Raw genomic sequence first — 17,794 nt, 5'->3', positions numbered from 1 at the left:
GCCGCTTTCCATATTTTAGCTAAGCCTGAATTGACGTAGCTAGGATAAGAGCACTCGTTGAGCGCTGCAAGCTATCTTGTGTTTCGTTTAAGAATAGTATCCTTTTTCAGGTACTATTTCTTGATTTTAATCGTGACCAAGCTACGATTTTTTACGCAAAATTGTGCACATGATCACGGTATGAAAAGTAATCAACCAGAATGTTGTTTTGTTAGCCTATTTTCCCGGTTTCTATAAGTTGTTGCAGAATAGGCCTTACAATGAGCTCCATAGCAAAACTCATCTTGCCTCCTGGCACCACAAGTGTGTTATGACGTGACATAAATGAGCCGTCAATCATAGCCAACAAGTAAGGGAAATCGACGTTTTTGATGCCGCGCAACCGTATAACCACGAAGCTTTCGTCTAAACTTGGAATCCCTTTTGCATTCAGTGGATTCGATGTATCTACGGTAGGGACACGCTGAAAGTTGATATGAGTTCGCGAAAACTGCGGGGTAATGTAGTTAAGGTAATCATCCATTGAGCGAACAATAGAATCCATCACCGCTTCGCGAGAGTGACCACGATCGCGTGTGTCACGAACGAATTTCTGGATCCACTCCAAGTTTACGATAGGTACCATGCCGATAAGCAGATCGACGTGTTGAGAAACATTGATGTCACCATCGACCACGCCACCGTGAAGACCTTCGTAGAACATCACATCTGAGTTTTCAGGGATCTCTTGCCATGGCGTAAAGGTGCCGGGCATTTGGTTGTAAGGCACGGCTTCATCGAAGGTATGCAGATAGCTACGGACTTTTCCCGTGCCTTCATTGCCGTATTGACGGAAGAAATCTTCTAATGCACCAAAATCGTTAGCTTGTGGACCAAAGTAGCTGATGTGCTTACCTTGCTCGCGCGCCTTACGGATCTCGACATCCATCTCTGGTCGAGTGAAGCGATGGAAACTATCCCCTTCAACCCAAGCTGCCTTCACGTCCATCATATTGAACATTTTTCGGAAGGCTTCTGAGGTAGTGGTGGTGCCGGCTCCAGATGAACCCGTCACCGCAATAATTGGATGTTTAGCGGACATGACAACCCTTGTCTTTTGAGTAACTTACTTGTTAGCAATCGTTTACCACTATAACACGGCTCCTTTATGAGCGCAGCCTAGAAGCGTTTTGTGACTTGAATATCAACGGTTTCATGCAGCTCAGAAAACACGATACTCACTTCTCCTGAGGCTAATTGATGTTTCACTTGGTCAATTTTGTTTTGCAGTGAAACTTCTATGTCACCGTAGTCTGTACCTTCACGCAGCACGAATTCTTTAATGAGGTTTTCCAGTGTCTCTGGCGCAATGTCTTGCCATGGGATGATCATAAATACTTCTCTCTTTTATGTTCATGGATAGGTTTATTGATGTAGAAATGAATGAGCTTAGTAATATTTTTACTGCTATTTAATAAGGCTCGGTCATTATGCCGAATCTTGGATACTTTCATAGTAGGCGGGTAATGCTTCTTCCAACCAAAATCTTGGCTTGAGTGTGCTACCCGTAATGAACCCAACATGGCCGCCTTTTTGAAATAGCCGATAATCGATATTATCGGGCAGAACGAACTTTGGAATCACATCATCGGTCATGAAAGGATCGTCCTTGGCATGAATGATCTGAGTTGGTAGTTTGATCTTCTTGAGTTTAGGCAGTGCGGAGCATTGTGCATAATAATCTTGGGCATTTTTGAACCCATGCAGAGGCGCCGTAATTTGTTCATCAAACTCATACAGTTTGGTGATCTTCTTAATGGTTTCCGCTGTGACCCCCAGCTTTTCCTGTAGCAGGTTAACTTTTTTCAAGGCGTTTGATTTTAGAGAGTTGAGTAGATACTTCTTATAGAGCTTGGAGAAACCTCGCTCAATACGACTAGAGCAACAAGCCAGATCAAAAGGTGCAGAGACAATCGTCGCCGCCGATAGCAATGGGTCGTCTGCATACTCAGCCAAATAGTTCGCCAGCATGTTACCGCCTAAAGAGATACCAACCGCTACCTTAGGGTTATTGGGAAACTGGTCGTGTAGATGTCTTAGGAAAAAGCGCGCATCTTCGACTTCACCAGAATGATAAGCGCGAGCCAAGCGATTTGGTTTTCCGCTGCAACCTCGAAAGTGCATCATCACTGATAGCCAGCCATCTTTAGCAAAGGCATTCATCAGTCCGTTGGCATAAGGGCTTTCAAAGCTCCCTTCCAAACCGTGGAACAGAACGAATATCGGCTTGTTCTTTATATCGTCACTATTTGGATTGTCGCCATCTGGCGACTCGCTCCAAGCAAGATCGAGAAAGTCACCGTCGGGTGTTTCTAAAGTTTGCCATTGAGGGTTGAACAACGCCTGCTTTCTAATAAATCGTGGCACTAAGGTTTGTAAGTGCGGATTAGATAAACCAGCAGCTGCGGTAAATATTGTCATAAAAACAGTCCATGCTTCTTTTATGGGCTTTGGTAAGGTGTTGAGCTTTTAGCGAAACGCCCACATTTTTATTTGAGCTTGGTTGATTCTCGGCATAAGCGCAAGAGTTTCACTGATACGGGTGACAAAAATAGGTCATAGGTAACTGATTGAATAATATCGAGGTTAAGCTTGGATCTTGATGGGATAAAAGGGAAAGGTAACGAGTTAAGGCTGAGGGGCTGGTTCAGAAAAAGCGTCGTAGAGATTTTCCGCCCCTAATAAACGACAGTACTGTAAAGCGAGCGGTGATTGTTGGTTCGCAGTAAGTTGAAGAGACTTAATGCAGTCGACGAGATCGGATTGCTGTTGTTTCTCAAGCTGCAGCTCAAATTGTAAGGCTTCACGGTAGAGTGAATCAACAACGTGTGCCTTGAGGTGTTTACGCAGATCTCGATAACTATGTAGCAAGGTTTCAGAGCGGCTTAAGCATTGTTGTACTTTGTGCCACTCTTCTTCCGCGAAAGAGAGTTGCTGCTCATCAAGCCATTTGAGAAGCAGCAGTAGATTGACGTTGCCGTGGAACTGGTTTTGCAAAGCTAGGCACGCATCCTTTACACCGCGCACACTGTAATACTGAAGGCTAAATTGCCATAGTCGTTCCAGTGTTAGTGATATTGGGGCGTGCTCTGGGCTCATAAGCTATCCATATCCTGTTCCATCTGCTCAAGCTCTTCTTGAGTGGACATCCAATCCATTTCAACTTCTTCTAGCTGTGACTTACTGCTCGCTTGTAGAGCGAGTACTTTATTCAGTTTAGCCTTATTTTCAGCTTCATACAGTGAAGTGTCGGATAATTCTTGCTCGGCTTCTTCAAGAGCCTGAGTTAATTTATCCATCTGTTTTTCAAATTGAGTCAGCTTTTTACGCAGTGGTGCCGTCAGTTTACGGAACTCGGCTTCTTTACGTTTCTGCTCTTTTTTCGCTGCTGCACTGTTGGCACCGTCTTTTGCCGGTGCCAATGCTTGTGCTTCTTTGCGCTCAACTTTCTGCTGTTCGGTTAGCCACTTGTAGTAATCGCTTAAGTCACCATCAAACGGTGCTACTTGGCGGTCGTGTACTAGGTATAAATCATCAGTAGTGGCACGCAGCAGGTAACGGTCGTGCGATACGATAACCATTGCACCTTCAAACGTCTGCAATGCAAAAGTCAGCGCCTGACGCATGTCGAGATCCAAGTGGTTGGTTGGTTCATCGAGTAGCAATAGGTTAGGTTTTTGCCATACCAGCAATGCCAATACCAAACGCGCTTTTTCACCTCCGGAGAAGGGGGCCACTTTATCCAGTGCTTTTTCACCTTGAAAGCCAAAGCTACCTAAGTAATCACGCAGCTGTTGTTCGGTGTGCTTAGGCGCAATCTGCATCATGTGCTGAAGTGGTGTCTCTTCCGGGTGCAGCGTCTCTAATTGGTGTTGGGCAAAGTACCCCATTTTAACGCCTTGCGAATAGCTCAGCTCACCGCCCTGTTGTTTCAGTTCGCCAGAAAGGAGTTTAATCAGCGTTGACTTACCAGCACCATTTCGACCAAGCAGACCAATGCGGCTGCCCGGAACGAGATTTAGGCGAATCTTTTCCAGAATTAGGTTGTCGTCGTAGCCCGCTGATACCTCGTCCATCATCATGATTGGGTTTGGTAGTGCGTCTGGCTCTCTGAATTCAAAGCTGAATGGATTATCAAACTGAGCAGGCAGCACTTGTTCCATTTTCTCTAGCGCTTTAATACGGCTTTGCGCTTGGCGAGCCTTTGATGCTTTGTAACGGAAACGGTCAATGTAGCTCTGCATGTGAGACATCTGTTTCTGCTGCTTTTGGTACATCGCTTGTTGCAAAATTAGCTTTTGCGCTCGTTGGGTTTCGAACGATGAGTAGTTACCCGTGTACTCATTGAGCTGTTGATTTTCAACGTGCACGATGCGGTTGACGATAGGGTCTAAGAAGTCTCTATCGTGCGAGATAAGTACTAGTGTGCCAGGGTAGCTTTGTAACCAACGTTCTAGCCACATTACTGCGTCTAAATCCAAGTGGTTGGTCGGCTCATCGAGTAGCAGTAGGTCACTTCGACACTGTAGGGCTTGCGCTAGGTTCAAACGCATACGCCAACCACCTGAAAATTGAGTCAGGTTCCATGTCATTTGTTCTTGGCGAAATCCTAGGCCATCCAATAACTCGGCAGCACGTGCTTTGATACTGTAACCACCAATGGTTTCAATCTTGCCATGGATCTCTGCGACTAATGTGCCGTTGTCGGCTTGTTCAGCTTTCTCAAGTTGATCTTCAAGGCCACGGTATTCACGGTCGCCATCAATCACGTATTCAATTGCTGTTCTTTCTAATGCAGGTGTTTCTTGAGCAACCCAAGCCATTTCCCAATGGGCTGGTTTACTGAATGAGCCAGCATCAATAGACAGTTCGTCCTTAATTAGGGCGAACAGCGTAGATTTACCACAGCCATTTTTACCCACCAAACCGATCTTGTCGCCAGGCTGAAAAGTCGCAGATGCTTGGTCGAGGAGTGGCTTACCGCCGCGTAGCAATTGAATATCAGAGAAAGTAATCATAATTGAAATAGCATAGAAATTAGAGATGAACAGACGCCTGCATAGTAGGCTGAAACCAGATAAAAGTCGATCACAATGCAATTTGCGTTATGATGCCAATAACATATTAGTAACTTTTGCTTAAATTCTAGTGGCCTTGCCACCGTTTAGCCTTCAAAGGAATGTTTCAAAGGAATGAGTAATACTCCCTCGACAGACAACCCCGTGCCCAAGGTGCTGGTCATCTATGCGCACCCTGAGCCGCAAACCTCTATCGCTAACCAGGTCATGGTTAAAAAGATAGAGTCGCTTGGGAATGTCAAAGTCCACGATCTCTACGCCATCTATCCGGACTTCTTTATTGATGTGCCTTCTGAGCATGCATTGCTGCTTGAATATGATGTGATCGTGTTCCAACACCCTTTGTTTATGTATTCCTGCCCATCACTGCTTAAAGAGTGGTTTGACCGAGTATTAGGCAAGGGTTTTGCGTTTGGTGAGCAAAGTGCGCTTAAAGGTAAACACTGGCGCAGTGTGATTACTACCGGTGGTAAAGAAGAGGCGTTTGGTGCCGCAGGCTATAATAAATATCCATTACAAGAGATTTTGCAACCATTCGAGCTTACCGCTGCTTTGTGTCAGATGCACTGGATATCCCCTTTGGTTTTACACTGGGCACGAAATGTTACCGATATGACGCGTTACCAACACGCAGAAGCGTATCGAAATTGGTTGCGAGACCCGCTACAAGATATAGGAGCAGATGATGGCTCTGACTAATGATTTTCTACAAAGTAGCGTTATATTTTTAGCGGCTGCTGTGGTTGCGGTTCCTATCGCGCAGCGAGCTGGCTTGGGTTCAGTACTCGGTTACTTGTTAGCTGGTGTCGCGATTGGCCCTTGGGGACTTGGCTTAATCAGTGACGTAGAGGCGATTCTGCACTTCTCCGAATTCGGGGTAGTACTGCTGCTCTTCCTGATTGGCTTAGAGCTTAACCCGAAAAAATTGTGGCAGATGCGAGCCCCCATTCTCGGGCTGGGTGGCGCGCAAGTGCTGATCACCACCCTGATTATTACCGCCATCGCCTGTATGTTCGGTTTAACGTGGCAAACTAGCCTAGTGATAGGTATGGGCTTAGCTTTGTCTTCGACCGCAATCGCGTTGCGGGTTATTGAAGAGCGTGAACTCGGTGGTAAAGAAGCGGGGCAGTCTGGCTTTGCAGTGTTACTTTTCCAAGATATTGCAGTAATCCCTATGCTAGCAATGCTACCTTTGCTAGCAGGTAATACAGGCGGCAGCTGGGCGGACATGCTTTGGATGCTGGGTGGTGTGATTGGTCTGCTGGTCGGTGGCCACTTCTTATTGGGGCCTTTGTTCCGCTACGTCGTTATGAGTGGTGTGCGTGAGCTATTTACTGTTGCAGCGCTGTTACTTGTGATTGGTATCGCCGTCATCATGCAACAGATTGGCTTGTCGATGGCATTGGGTACTTTCCTAGCGGGCGTGCTTCTAGCTGAAAGTGAATATCGACATGAGCTTGAAATTGCGATTGACCCATTCAAAGGGTTGTTGCTTGGTCTGTTCTTCATCTCTGTGGGTATGGCGGTGAATTTAGGTTTACTTGCTGAAAGCCCATTCGCGATACTGATTGCTGTATTAGCTCTCGTGGTTTTGAAAGGCTTAGTGCTGTATGGGCTAGCTCGTATTTTCGGTACTCAAGCCAAAGCCCGTAGTCGCATGGCGATGATTCTCAGCCAAGGTGGTGAGTTCGCTTTCGTTATTTTTACCGCGGCGAGTGCTCAAGGTATCTTAAGCGGCGAACAAGTGTCGTTCTTACTGGTGGTTGTGAGTTTGTCGATGGTGACCACGCCATTGATGCTCAAGCTGCAAGACCGATTCTTTGCTCGTCAACTTAACCAAATCAGTGAAAGTGCGATGTCTTCGGATGTGGTTGATCGTAGTCCTCGAGTGATTATTGCGGGTTTTGGTCGTTTTGGTCAGATCATTGGTCGTTTGATGTATGCCAATAAGATTCGTATTACCGTTCTTGAGAGTGATGCCAGCCAAATCCATATCCTTAGAAAGTTTGGCTACAAGGTATTTTACGGAGACTCGACTCACCTCGAGCTGTTACGCGCAGCTGGTGCTGATAAAGCAGAGGCGATTGTGCTGTGTACTGACTCTCCCGATGAAATCATGAAAACCGTCGATTTATGTAAGCAGCACTTCCCGCGCTTAAAGATCTTAGCTCGTGCACGAAGCCGTGTTGAAGCATATCAATTACTTAACCACGGTGTGAGCAACTACTCGCGTGAAACCTTCCTTGGGGCATTAGATTTAGGTCGTCAAACATTGACCGAACTTGGCATGCATCCATATAAAGCGAAGCGAGCAGAAGCACACTTTAGGAAATTGGATAATGGTATGCTGAAAGAGTTACTTCCTCAGCATAATGAAGATGCCGAGTTAGCCCAGCGAGCGAAAGAGGCTCGTAAAGAGCTTGAAGAGATTTTTGGACACGAGATGGAAAACGATCACCAGTCTCGAAATTATTGGCAATAGTCTGGAGTGAATAGCTCTTCAGAACTTAAAATCCAGATATTATAACCAATAACAATACACCCTAATAATAAACGCGGTCTCTACAGAGTCTTTAACTTAGAGATGAATAGAAGAACTGCGAATCCAGAGTAGTAAAGGATATGAACGTGAAACAGAAAAAACGCTTTATCGCTGGGGCGAGCTGCCCAAGCTGCAGTACTCAAGATACACTCCGTTGGTGGGTTGAAAATAATATCGAGCTGGTGGAATGCGTCGATTGTGACTTTACCGAGCAGCGTAAACCGAAAACTGTAGAGAAATCTGAACACGCAAATCAAGAAATGATCGGTATTTTTAAGCCAGAATGATTGAGTTTCGTTAATTGATCCCCATAATATCCGGGTACAGAATTTTTCCTAGGCTCAACTGTTCGAGCTTAGTCCAAACCTCCTTGGAGCTCTCATGAAAATTGAAAAGAACGTAGTAGTTAGTGTTGCATATCAAGTGAAACTTGAAGATGGCGTAGTAGTTGACCAATCAACTGCAGAAGCTCCACTAGATTACCTTCACGGTCACAACAACCTAATTACAGGTCTTGAAAAAGAGCTTGAAGGCAAAGTCGCTGGCGACAAGTTCTCAGCAACTGTTACTCCAGAAGACGCTTACGGCGAGCACAACGATGACCTAGTTCAACGTGTTCCTGCAGACGTATTCCAAGGTGTTGAGCAAATCGAAGTTGGCATGCGTTTCCTAGCGGATACTGACCAAGGTCCAATCCCAGTTGAAGTTACTGAAGTAGATGGCGACGAAGTTGTTGTTGACGGTAACCACATGCTAGCTGGCCAAACTCTAACGTTTGACGTTGAAGTTGTAGCGGTTCGTGAAGCGACTGAAGAAGAAGTTCAACACGGTCACGTACACCAAGAAGGCGGCTGTGGCGGTCACGACCACGATCATGATCACGAAGGTGGTTGCTGTGGTGGCGAAGGCCATGACCATGCTGAAGAGAAAAAAGACGGCTGCTGCGGCGGCGGTAGCTGTGGTTCTCACTAATACCGAATTAACGGTTTAGTTTAAGAATATTGAAAGCCTCCCTTGTGGAGGTTTTTTCGTTTAGGAGCTGAGTTTTTTAAGCTGGTTTTTAATCTACCGAACTAAGTGTCCGTAAATCTAAGCGTTCATAAATAGTTTGGTTTTCGTTATCAGACATCAAACTATGAATGTGGTATTGATAGCACAACATTATAAGACGACATCAGTGGAGAGTTCGCATGTCACAGCCTTTTTCAATTGCTATTCATGGTGGTGCAGGCACCATCTTACGAGAGCAAATGAGCGATGAATTAAAAACGGGTATTACCGAGGCTTTAGAAAAGTCAGTTCTAGCTGGCTATCAAGTACTGCAATCGGGCGGTGATGCTCTGGATGCGGTGGTGGCATCGGTTAAGGTGATGGAAGACAGCCCACACTTTAATGCCGGTAAAGGTTCGGTTCTGACTCATGATGAATTTGTTGAGATGGATGCTTCTGTGATGCACGGTCGTGAAATGGATGCGGGGGCTATTGCCGGTGTCCGCCATATCAAAAATCCAATTGAGCTTGCGCGTGATGTGATGCTTAAAAGCGACCATGTGCTGCTGATTGGTGAAGGCGCCGAGAAGTTTGCGTTTGAGCATGAACATATCTTCACTGAGCAAGATTACTTCTTTACTGAGCGTCGTTATGACCAACTTCAGTCGATGAAAGAGAAAGGTATTTTTGCTTTGTCTGAAGCGAAATATGATGAAGAGCAAGCAGATAAATATCCAGATGATAAAAAGTACGGCACGGTTGGCGCGGTCGCATTAGACCAAGCAGGTAATTTAGCAGCCGCAACCAGCACTGGTGGCGTAACCAATAAAAAATACGGTCGTGTGGGAGATTCTCCAATCATCGGTGCAGGCACTGTGGCTGAAAATGGTAACGTGGCCGTTTCAACAACAGGCATGGGGGAGTTCTTCCTTAGAAAGATGGTTGCCAGTGATGTGGCAGCAAGAATGCGTTATCTCAAAGAAGATGTGCATACGGCTTGTGAACACATCATTCAAGGTGAACTGAAAACCATGGGTGGCGAAGGTGGCTTGATAGCAATTGATGGCCAAGGTGATATCCACTTCGGTATGAACAGCTCAGGGATGTATCGTGCAAGTGTTGATACTGAAGGGCGTGTCGAAGTGAAGATTTACGCCGACGATTAAGCTTGTATTGGCTTAACTGGCTTAAATTGAATTAGCGCAGATTAAACAAAAAGGGCGACAGATAAGCATCTGTCGCCCTTTTAGTTTTCTATGTCCCGCCCTGAAATGTGTTTACACATTGAGGACGAGAAACTAACGATATGCGTCGCTAGAATTAATTCGTTATCTTTAAACCGCACTTAATAGTGTGGAGGGGGCGTCTCTTCTGATGCGTCAGCGAGGTTTGAGCCATCCATATTTTTTACTTTGCCAACCACGAACTTCATCTGGTCTTGCATTCTCGTGATCAGCATCTGTTGTTGGCTAAGCGCTTCATTAAGTTCTTCAATGGTTTGCTCTTGGAAAGCCAACTGACATTCTAGGTCATTCACGCGGCTTTCTAATTGTTCAACTCGCTTTTCTGTCATCGTTCTTAATCCACATTCCAAGCTTGGGCAATGCCCGCAGAGGTGCCCGATATCACACGGTTCTTATAATCAAAGGCTGCATCATACACTACCGCACGAGGAGGGCGAGCATCTTTTAATGGCTCGGCGTCGTGGCGAGAAATGCGTTTACCATCTTGAGTATTCCACACGCTCACTTGGCTAGATGGCGTACCTGTTACCAACATACTGCCGTCATCAGAAAAGCGAGCACTGGAAAAAATTAGCTGTCGAGACCAGCTCTGCAATTGCGCTTGAGGTTCACCTGTCTCAAGATCCCAGATCATCGCTTGATTCCCTCCATCGGAGGTAAAAGCTAGCTCTCCATCTCGTTGTAAGGCAACTCGTACGACTCTTTGTTCATGCTCGAATGTACGCAATACCAAGCCTGATTCGGTATCCCAAAGGTAAGCTTTATAGTCGTTACCGCCTGATAATGCGTAGCGCCCATTCGAAGATAGGGAGACGGAATTAACTTTTTCTCGGTGAGCGAGGAACTCCAGACGGCGTCCGGTGACTAAGTCCACATAGATAGCTTTGCCATTAGATAGGCCCAGCAGTACTTTTTCACCGTTGCTAGAGATATCAACATCGCGAATTAAGCCATCGGAAATCGACCATAGCCCTTCAGCTTGTGTCCAAGATAAGTCCCAAACGGCGAAATTCATCTGACTGGCGGTAATGGCAAAGCGACCATTGTCAGAGATGCGAATACGCGATACTTGATTTTCGGATTGATCTTGTGGACCAAGCTGAGCCAGTTCTTTGTTCTGGGCAAGATCCCAAAGGAGCAGCTGTTTTTGCTGCGAGTAGAGCAGCGCGAAGCGTCCATCTCTACTTAGGGCAAAGCTGGTGGCGCCGTTGGGTTCAATTTCCCAGCGTTGGTCATCATCTTGGAAGAAAAAGCAGCCATTTAACAAGGTGATGACAATCGTACATAGCAATGAGTGGAAAAATATTCGCATCACATCCAATAATCCGGTTTGTGTCGAAAGACATATGACTAGTATATTGTTATAACTAACGTATTCACACCAATCTAATCATTAGATTTGTGCACAATAACCAATGGCTTGGCCATTAATTGGAGAATTCAATGAAATCAGTTTTAAAAGTATCACTGCTTGCCGCAACGGTTATGCTAGCAGTTGGTTGTCAGAAAGAAGAACCAAAGGCAGAAGCTCCACAGGTAGAAGAAGTTAAAGTTGCAGCAGTAAACTTTAAAACAGAAGATGACAAAGCGGCATACGCAATCGGCGTATCTTTCGCTAACTACCTAAGCACAAGCATTGATAAGCCAAGCGAGCTAGGCATTAACCTAGACAAAGCGATGGTTCTTCAAGGTATCGAAGACGTATTCGCAGAGAAGACGGCACTTAACGAAGAAGAGACGCGTGCAGCTCTTGAAGCTCTAGACAAGCGTGTTGCTGAAACGATGCAAGCACAAGCGGCAGAAAAGTCTGCAGAAGTGAAGAAAGCGGGTGATGACTTCCGCGCTGAGTTCGCTAAAACTGAAGGCGTTAAGCAAACTGAATCTGGTCTACTTTACCAAGTAATGACGGCTGGTGAAGGCGCTTCTCCAAAAGACACTGATACGGTTCAAGTACACTACAAAGGTACGCTAACAGACGGTACTCAGTTCGACAGCTCTTACGATCGTGGCGAACCAGCAACATTCCCACTAAACCGCGTAATCCCAGGCTGGACTGAAGGCGTACAACTGATGCAAGTGGGTTCTAAGTACAAGTTCGTTATCCCGCCAGAGCTAGCATACGGTGAGCAAGATACACCGACGATCCCAGCTAACTCAACGCTAGTATTCGAAGTTGAACTACTAAACATCGATAACGCTGAAGCAGCTCCTGCACAATAATATCGGTTAAAAGCCTCGTACTAAAATACGTTGATTGAATAAAAAGCCTAACTTTAAGTTAGGTTTTTTTATGACTTGAATATGAGTATTTGATTTTTAAACTTGTTCTAAATCACTAGTTGCAATGTTAGCTAGGTGTGCAATTAAAAATTTCTGATAAACTTACATAAATTTGTTGATTTTTCACACGAAGGTAAGGAATAAGTGACTACTACAGAAACAGTCAATGCGGACATGTTACTCGAAATGGAATCAGTCCATGTCATGCCATTCAGTGAACACGATAAAATTATCTTAAGATCTTATGAGGCCGTAGTTGATGGTATTGCGAGTCTGATAGGTCCGTTTTGTGAAATCGTTTTACACTCTCTAGAAGACCTCAATACTTCTGCGATTAAAATTGCCAATGGTGAAAATACAGGTCGTCAGGTTGGTTCGCCAATCACCGATCTTGCATTGAAGATGTTGAAAGATATTGAAGGTTCTAAACGTAACTTCTCACGTTCATATTTTACTCGCGCTAAAGGCGGGGTACTAATGAAGTCGATCACGGTTGCTATCCGCAATGGTGAAGACCGAGTGATTGGCTTACTGTGTATTAACGTGAACTTAGATGCGCCATTCTCACAAGTGCTGCAATCTTTCATGCCTACGCAAGACGCGGACGAAGCTGCGTCATCTGTTAACTTTGCTAGTGACGTTGAAGAACTTGTCGACCAAACGGTTGAACGCACGATTGAAGAAATCAATGCAGACAAATCTGTATCGAACAACACCAAAAATCGCCAAATCGTGATGGAGCTATACGACAAAGGTATTTTCGACATCAAAGACGCGATTAACCGCGTTGCTGAGCGATTGAATATCTCGAAGCACACAGTGTACTTGTACATCCGTCAACGTAAAACAGAGGATGAAGAGGGTTGCTAAGCTATACACTCTTAGTTAATGGACCCGTTTACGGCTCACAATCCGCAAGAAGTGCTTATCAGTTTGCTGTGGCTCTATTGAAACAGGGCCACAAACTTCACAGTGTGTTCTTCTATCAAGACGGCGTCAGTAATGGCTCTGGCATTACTGTGCCTGCTAATGATGAATTTGATTTAGCTGCCGCTTGGCAAAAACTGGCAGACGAGCACAATGTTAGCCTAGAGACATGTGTTGCTGCTGCGCTAAGGCGTGGAGTTATCAGCACTGAAGAAGCGGCGCAACATCAATTAAGTGCATCTAACTTGGCGACAGGGTTCACCCAAGCTGGCTTAGGGAGTTTATCTGAAGCACTTCTTACGCAAGATAGGGTTGTCCAGTTTTGAGCACATTAGCATTTATATTTAACAGCTTTCCTCATACAACGGCTGCGGGTAGGGAAGGGCTAGACGCATTGTTAGCGGCTTCAGCTTACAGTGAAGACATCAGCGTATTCTTTGTCGGTGATGGCGTTACACAGCTTCTCAAAGCGCAACAGCCTGATGAATCCTTATCACGTGACTATATTTCTGCATTCAAGCTTATGGACCTCTACGACATCGAGCAGGTTTACGTGTGTCAACATAGCCTCAATCAGTTTGGTCTCTCGACTGATAACTTACTGATCGATGTGACTGCGCTAGAAATGAATGAGTTGACGCAGAAGTTAGCTCAGAGCCAAAAAATACTGACTTTCTAGGGAACGTTATGCTTCATATTGTAAAATCAGTAGACAAACTCAAGCTTGCATTGATGTACTCGCAACAAAAGGACCATATCCTTTTGGTTGAAGATGCGGTGTATGTTTGCCTTCCAAATCATGAGTTATTCAATCAAATCTCAACCGTTAAACATGTGTCGGTATTAAAAACAGATCTTTATAGTCGAGGTTTACAACAACTTGCTTCAAGCACTCTTGATCAAGTGGACTTCGATGGATTCGTAAAACTGACTGTTTTGAACGACAAATCAGTCACTTGGTAGCTGCATTTTATCAGTGTGGTTAAAAAAAGACCATCCTGAGCTCTAGACGGCTAAAAAAGATCTGTATATTTCTTGACACACATCCCACTGCTGAATAGAATTTTGCGTCCCTATTTACACTATGTGTAATAGGGCTAGATTTTTCATCAAGCTTACTTTCAAGTAAATCAGGAGCTAGTTAATGGCAACTATTAACCAGTTGGTACGTACTCCTCGTGTAAAGCAGGTTGTTAAAAGCAACGTGCCTGCACTAGAAGCGTGCCCACAAAAACGTGGTGTATGTACTCGCGTATATACTACTACTCCAAAAAAACCGAACTCAGCACTACGTAAAGTATGTCGTGTTCGTCTAACTAACGGCTTTGAAGTTACTTCATACATCGGCGGCGAAGGTCATAACCTTCAAGAACACAGTGTTGTTCTTATCCGTGGTGGTCGTGTTAAAGATTTACCAGGTGTGCGTTACCACACTGTTCGCGGTGCACTTGACTGTGCAGGCGTTAACGACCGTAAGAAAGGTCGTTCTAAGTATGGTGTGAAACGTCCTAAGTCTTAATGCGTCTTTTTTTAAAAGAAAGCGTTAAGTAAGGCCAAACACTATTTATTTATTATTCTGAAAAGTTTTGGAAAAAACCTGAAGAAGACAACGGAGAAATTCCATGCCACGTCGTCGCGTAATAGGCCAGCGTAAGATCCTTCCAGATCCTAAGTTCAAATCTGAGCTGCTGGCAAAATTCGTTAACATCCTTATGGTTGACGGAAAAAAATCTACTGCAGAGAAGATTGTTTACACTGCACTAGAAGTTATGGCTGAGAAATCTGGTAAAGATCACTTAGCTGTATTTGAAGAAGCTCTTGAAAATGTTCGTCCAGCGGTAGAAGTTAAATCTCGCCGTGTGGGTGGTTCAACTTACCAAGTACCTGTAGAAGTTCGTCCGGTTCGCCGTAACGCTCTTGCTATGCGTTGGGTAGTTGAAGCTGCGCGTAAGCGTGGTGAAAAATCTATGGCTCAACGCCTAGCTGCTGAAATGCTAGACGCGTCTGAGAACAAAGGTACTTCGGTTAAGAAACGTGAAGACGTTCACCGTATGGCTGACGCAAACAAAGCGTTCGCACATTACCGCTGGTAATACCTTTTTAGTGCTGCAAGTTTCCTTGCAGCACTTCTTTAGTTCCTATGCTTATGCTAGGAACTATTGCTATTTCTAGGGCAAGCACTTTTTAGCGAAGTATCGCTTTTAACGCATAATCTAGACATAGCAATAGTCCCTAAGTCTCTAATAAGAGGATTCAACCGTGGCTCGTAAAACTCCTATTGAGCAATACCGTAATATCGGTATCGTTGCTCACGTAGATGCAGGTAAAACAACCACAAGTGAACGTATTCTGTTCTATACCGGTCTTTCTCACAAAATCGGCGAAGTTCACGATGGTGCAGCAACCATGGATTGGATGGAGCAAGAGCAAGAGCGCGGTATTACGATCACTTCAGCAGCAACTACTACGTTTTGGCGTGGTATGGAAGCTCAGTACTCTGACCACCGTATTAATATCATCGACACTCCGGGGCACGTTGACTTCACTATCGAAGTAGAACGTTCTCTGCGTGTACTTGATGGTGCAGTTGTTGTGTTCTGTGGCTCATCTGGTGTTGAACCTCAGTCAGAGACTGTATGGCGTCAAGCTGATAAGTACCAAGTTCCACGTATGGTTTTCGTTAATAAAATGGACCGTACAGGCGCAGATTTCTTGCGCGTAGTTGAACAGATCAAGGATCGCCTAGGCGCAACTCCTGTTCCAATTCAACTGAACATTGGTGCTGAAGAAAACTTCCAAGGTGTTGTCGATCTTATCAAGATGAAGGCGATTAACTGGAACGAAGCTGACCAAGGCATGACTTTCACGTACGAAGATATTCCTGCAGACATGCAAGAAATGGCTGAAGAATATCGTACAGAACTTGTTGAAGCTGCTGCAGAAGCAAATGAAGAGTTGATGGATAAGTACCTTGAAGAAGGTGAACTAACAGAAGCTGAAATCAAACAAGGTCTTCGTACTCGTACCCTTAATAATGAAATCGTACTTGCTACTTGTGGTAGTGCATTCAAAAACAAAGGTGTACAAGCTGTTCTAGATGCAGTTGTTGATTTCCTTCCTTCTCCAGTTGATGTCCCTGCAATTAAAGGTATCGATGAAGACGAGAATGAAGCAGAGCGTCACGCAGACGACAAAGAACCGTTCTCAGCGCTAGCATTTAAAATTGCAACAGACCCATTTGTTGGTACTTTAACTTTCATCCGTGTTTACTCTGGTGTTGTTGAAAGCGGTAAAACAGCTTACAACTCTGTGAAGAAACAACGTGAACGTTTAGGGCGCATTGTTCAAATGCACTCAAACAAGCGTGAAGAAGTAAAAGAAGTACGAGCAGGTGACATCGCAGCCATTATCGGCCTTAAAGATGTGACTACTGGTGAAACCCTTTGTGACCAGAACCATAAGATTGTTCTTGAGCGCATGGAGTTCCCAGACCCAGTTATTCAGATCGTTGTAGAGCCAAGCTCTCAAGCTGATCAAGATAAAATGACTATCGCTCTAGGTAAACTAGCAGCGGAAGACCCATCGTTCCGCGTTGATATGGATGCGGAAACTGGCCAGACTCTAATTTCTGGTATGGGTGAACTACACTTAGATATCATCGTTGACCGTATGAAGCGTGAATTTAGCGTGAACTGCAACGTTGGTAACCCGCAAGTGGCTTACCGTGAGACTATTCGTGGTACAGCGAAAGCGGAAGGTAAATTTATCCGTGAACATGGTGGTAAAGGTCAGTACGGTCACGTATGGCTAAAACTGGAACCATCAGAAGCTGGCGAAGGCTTTGTCTTTGTGGATGAAATTGCCAATGGTATCGTACCGAAAGAGTTTATTGCTTCAGTCGCTAAAGGCGTTGAAGAGCAGATGAACAATGGTGTGCTTGCTGGCTATCCAGTTTTGGATATCAAAGCTACACTATATGATGGTTCTTACCATGAAACAGATTCAAGTGAGATGGCGTTTACAATCGCTGCCTCTATGGCTTTCAGAACGGGTGCACTTGAAGCGCAACCAGTTTTGCTTGAGCCTATGATGAAAGTTGAAGTAACTACTCCAGAAGACTGGATGGGTGACGTTGTTGGCGATATTAACCGTCGTCGCGGTATCATCGAAGGTATGGACGAGGGGACAGCTGGCCTGAAGATAATTCGTGCACAAGTTCCGTTGTCTGTCATGTTCGGTTACGCAACTGATTTACGTTCTGCGACACAAGGTCGTGCTTCTTACTCTATGGAGTTTAGTGAGTACGCTGAAGTGCCTAACAATGTTGCAAAAGCAATCATTGCAGAGCGTGGTTAAACAAAAGGAAGGCATTTTTTTTCATTTTTTGAAAGAACAATGCGTCCAAATATTGCGCTAACGAGAGTTGGCGCATAAAATAGCAATTTCTGGCGCGTCTCGCTCAATAATGAACGTGGCGAATCATAACTAGGAAGGAACACGATTGTGTCTAAAGAAAAATTTGAACGTACGAAACCGCACGTAAACGTTGGTACTATCGGCCACGTTGACCACGGTAAAACAACTCTAACTGCTGCTATCTGTACTACTCTTGCAAAAGTATACGGCGGTGTTGCTAAAGATTTCGCATCTATCGATAACGCTCCAGAAGAGCGTGAGCGCGGTATCACAATCGC

At 44.9% G+C, this 17,794-nt stretch carries 21 protein-coding genes; 14 read left to right on the top strand and 7 right to left on the bottom strand.

Annotated elements, in window-relative coordinates; translation table 11 throughout:
* Positions 1-211 precede the first annotated feature (211 nt).
* From AB4407_RS10280 to AB4407_RS10260, 5 genes are all read right to left on the bottom strand, one after another.
* Entirely contained in the window at positions 212-1,081 is an 870-nt protein-coding gene (locus AB4407_RS10280) for a phosphoribulokinase (RefSeq protein ID WP_012604929.1), read from the bottom strand.
* A 77-nt stretch (positions 1,082-1,158) separates the two neighbouring features.
* Positions 1,159-1,371 carry a YheU family protein gene (locus tag AB4407_RS10275; RefSeq protein ID WP_086048631.1) on the bottom strand — a complete coding sequence of 71 codons (213 nt, stop codon included), beginning with the start codon at positions 1,369-1,371 and terminating at the stop codon, positions 1,159-1,161.
* A 96-nt stretch (positions 1,372-1,467) separates the two neighbouring features.
* Positions 1,468-2,460, bottom strand: coding sequence for a hydrolase (locus AB4407_RS10270; protein WP_372120477.1), 993 nt, complete (start codon positions 2,458-2,460; stop codon positions 1,468-1,470).
* Positions 2,461-2,667: 207 nt separating this feature from the next.
* Positions 2,668-3,138: a TIGR02444 family protein gene (locus tag AB4407_RS10265; protein ID WP_372120476.1), complete on the bottom strand. Its 471-nt coding sequence runs from the start codon at positions 3,136-3,138 to the stop codon at positions 2,668-2,670.
* Entirely contained in the window at positions 3,135-5,057 is a 1,923-nt protein-coding gene (locus AB4407_RS10260) for an ABC transporter ATP-binding protein (protein WP_372120475.1), read from the bottom strand. The genes AB4407_RS10265 and AB4407_RS10260 overlap by 4 nt, the downstream gene beginning before the upstream one ends.
* 174 nt (positions 5,058-5,231) lie before the next feature.
* Here AB4407_RS10260 and kefG point away from each other — a divergent pair, with 174 nt between their 5' ends.
* From kefG to AB4407_RS10235, 5 genes are all read left to right on the top strand, one after another.
* Positions 5,232-5,816: a glutathione-regulated potassium-efflux system ancillary protein KefG gene (gene kefG, locus AB4407_RS10255; protein WP_372120474.1), complete on the top strand. Its 585-nt coding sequence runs from the start codon at positions 5,232-5,234 to the stop codon at positions 5,814-5,816.
* Complete coding sequence (kefB, locus tag AB4407_RS10250) at positions 5,803-7,599, top strand: glutathione-regulated potassium-efflux system protein KefB (protein ID WP_372120473.1); 1,797 nt, start codon at positions 5,803-5,805, stop codon at positions 7,597-7,599. The genes kefG and kefB overlap by 14 nt, the downstream gene beginning before the upstream one ends.
* A gap of 146 nt (positions 7,600-7,745) precedes the next feature.
* The gene (locus AB4407_RS10245; protein ID WP_020477226.1) at positions 7,746-7,946 is read left to right on the top strand and encodes a YheV family putative zinc ribbon protein; all 201 of its coding nucleotides are present in this window, start codon (positions 7,746-7,748) and stop codon (positions 7,944-7,946) included.
* 94 nt (positions 7,947-8,040) lie between these two features.
* The gene (gene slyD, locus AB4407_RS10240) at positions 8,041-8,631 is read left to right on the top strand and encodes a peptidylprolyl isomerase (RefSeq protein ID WP_009848928.1); all 591 of its coding nucleotides are present in this window, start codon (positions 8,041-8,043) and stop codon (positions 8,629-8,631) included.
* 218 nt (positions 8,632-8,849) lie between these two features.
* A complete protein-coding gene (locus AB4407_RS10235; protein WP_372120472.1) occupies positions 8,850-9,815 on the top strand; it encodes an isoaspartyl peptidase/L-asparaginase family protein in 966 nt (321 codons plus the stop codon).
* A 179-nt stretch (positions 9,816-9,994) separates the two neighbouring features.
* On the opposite strand, the gene AB4407_RS10230 is transcribed toward AB4407_RS10235, so the two are convergent.
* On the bottom strand, positions 9,995-10,222 hold the full coding sequence (locus AB4407_RS10230) for a SlyX family protein (RefSeq protein WP_009848930.1): 228 nt from the start codon (positions 10,220-10,222) through the stop codon (positions 9,995-9,997).
* A 5-nt stretch (positions 10,223-10,227) separates the two neighbouring features.
* Positions 10,228-11,205 carry a WD40 repeat domain-containing protein gene (locus AB4407_RS10225; RefSeq protein ID WP_372120514.1) on the bottom strand — a complete coding sequence of 326 codons (978 nt, stop codon included), beginning with the start codon at positions 11,203-11,205 and terminating at the stop codon, positions 10,228-10,230.
* Positions 11,206-11,336: 131 nt separating this feature from the next.
* Between AB4407_RS10225 and fkpA the strand changes: the two genes are divergently transcribed.
* From fkpA to AB4407_RS10180, 9 genes are all read left to right on the top strand, one after another.
* Positions 11,337-12,113, top strand: coding sequence for an FKBP-type peptidyl-prolyl cis-trans isomerase (gene fkpA / locus AB4407_RS10220; protein WP_009848932.1), 777 nt, complete (start codon positions 11,337-11,339; stop codon positions 12,111-12,113).
* Positions 12,114-12,317: 204 nt separating this feature from the next.
* Complete coding sequence (locus tag AB4407_RS10215) at positions 12,318-13,043, top strand: transcriptional regulator (protein WP_012604921.1); 726 nt, start codon at positions 12,318-12,320, stop codon at positions 13,041-13,043.
* Positions 13,037-13,426 carry a sulfurtransferase complex subunit TusD gene (tusD, locus tag AB4407_RS10210; protein WP_017103600.1) on the top strand — a complete coding sequence of 130 codons (390 nt, stop codon included), beginning with the start codon at positions 13,037-13,039 and terminating at the stop codon, positions 13,424-13,426. Before AB4407_RS10215 ends, tusD begins: the two co-directional genes overlap by 7 nt.
* The gene (gene tusC / locus AB4407_RS10205) at positions 13,423-13,779 is read left to right on the top strand and encodes a sulfurtransferase complex subunit TusC (protein WP_017096568.1); all 357 of its coding nucleotides are present in this window, start codon (positions 13,423-13,425) and stop codon (positions 13,777-13,779) included. The genes tusD and tusC overlap by 4 nt, the downstream gene beginning before the upstream one ends.
* An 8-nt stretch (positions 13,780-13,787) precedes the next feature.
* A complete protein-coding gene (gene tusB, locus AB4407_RS10200) occupies positions 13,788-14,063 on the top strand; it encodes a sulfurtransferase complex subunit TusB (protein WP_009848936.1) in 276 nt (91 codons plus the stop codon).
* Between the two features lie 181 nt (positions 14,064-14,244).
* Entirely contained in the window at positions 14,245-14,619 is a 375-nt protein-coding gene (rpsL, locus tag AB4407_RS10195) for a 30S ribosomal protein S12 (RefSeq protein WP_012604917.1), read from the top strand.
* A 103-nt stretch (positions 14,620-14,722) separates the two neighbouring features.
* The gene (gene rpsG, locus AB4407_RS10190; RefSeq protein WP_012604916.1) at positions 14,723-15,193 is read left to right on the top strand and encodes a 30S ribosomal protein S7; all 471 of its coding nucleotides are present in this window, start codon (positions 14,723-14,725) and stop codon (positions 15,191-15,193) included.
* Positions 15,194-15,359: 166 nt separating this feature from the next.
* Positions 15,360-17,456, top strand: coding sequence for an elongation factor G (gene fusA / locus AB4407_RS10185; RefSeq protein WP_372120471.1), 2,097 nt, complete (start codon positions 15,360-15,362; stop codon positions 17,454-17,456).
* Between the two features lie 147 nt (positions 17,457-17,603).
* A partial coding sequence (locus AB4407_RS10180) for a GTP-binding protein (protein ID WP_241905392.1) occupies positions 17,604-17,794 on the top strand: 191 nt, incomplete at its 3' end.

The organism is Vibrio sp. 10N.261.46.E11 (assembly GCF_041472735.1).
Lineage (GTDB): Bacteria > Pseudomonadota > Gammaproteobacteria > Enterobacterales > Vibrionaceae > Vibrio.
Note: the sequence above shows the minus strand (reverse complement) of the source record. Positions and strands in the feature narration are given on the sequence as shown.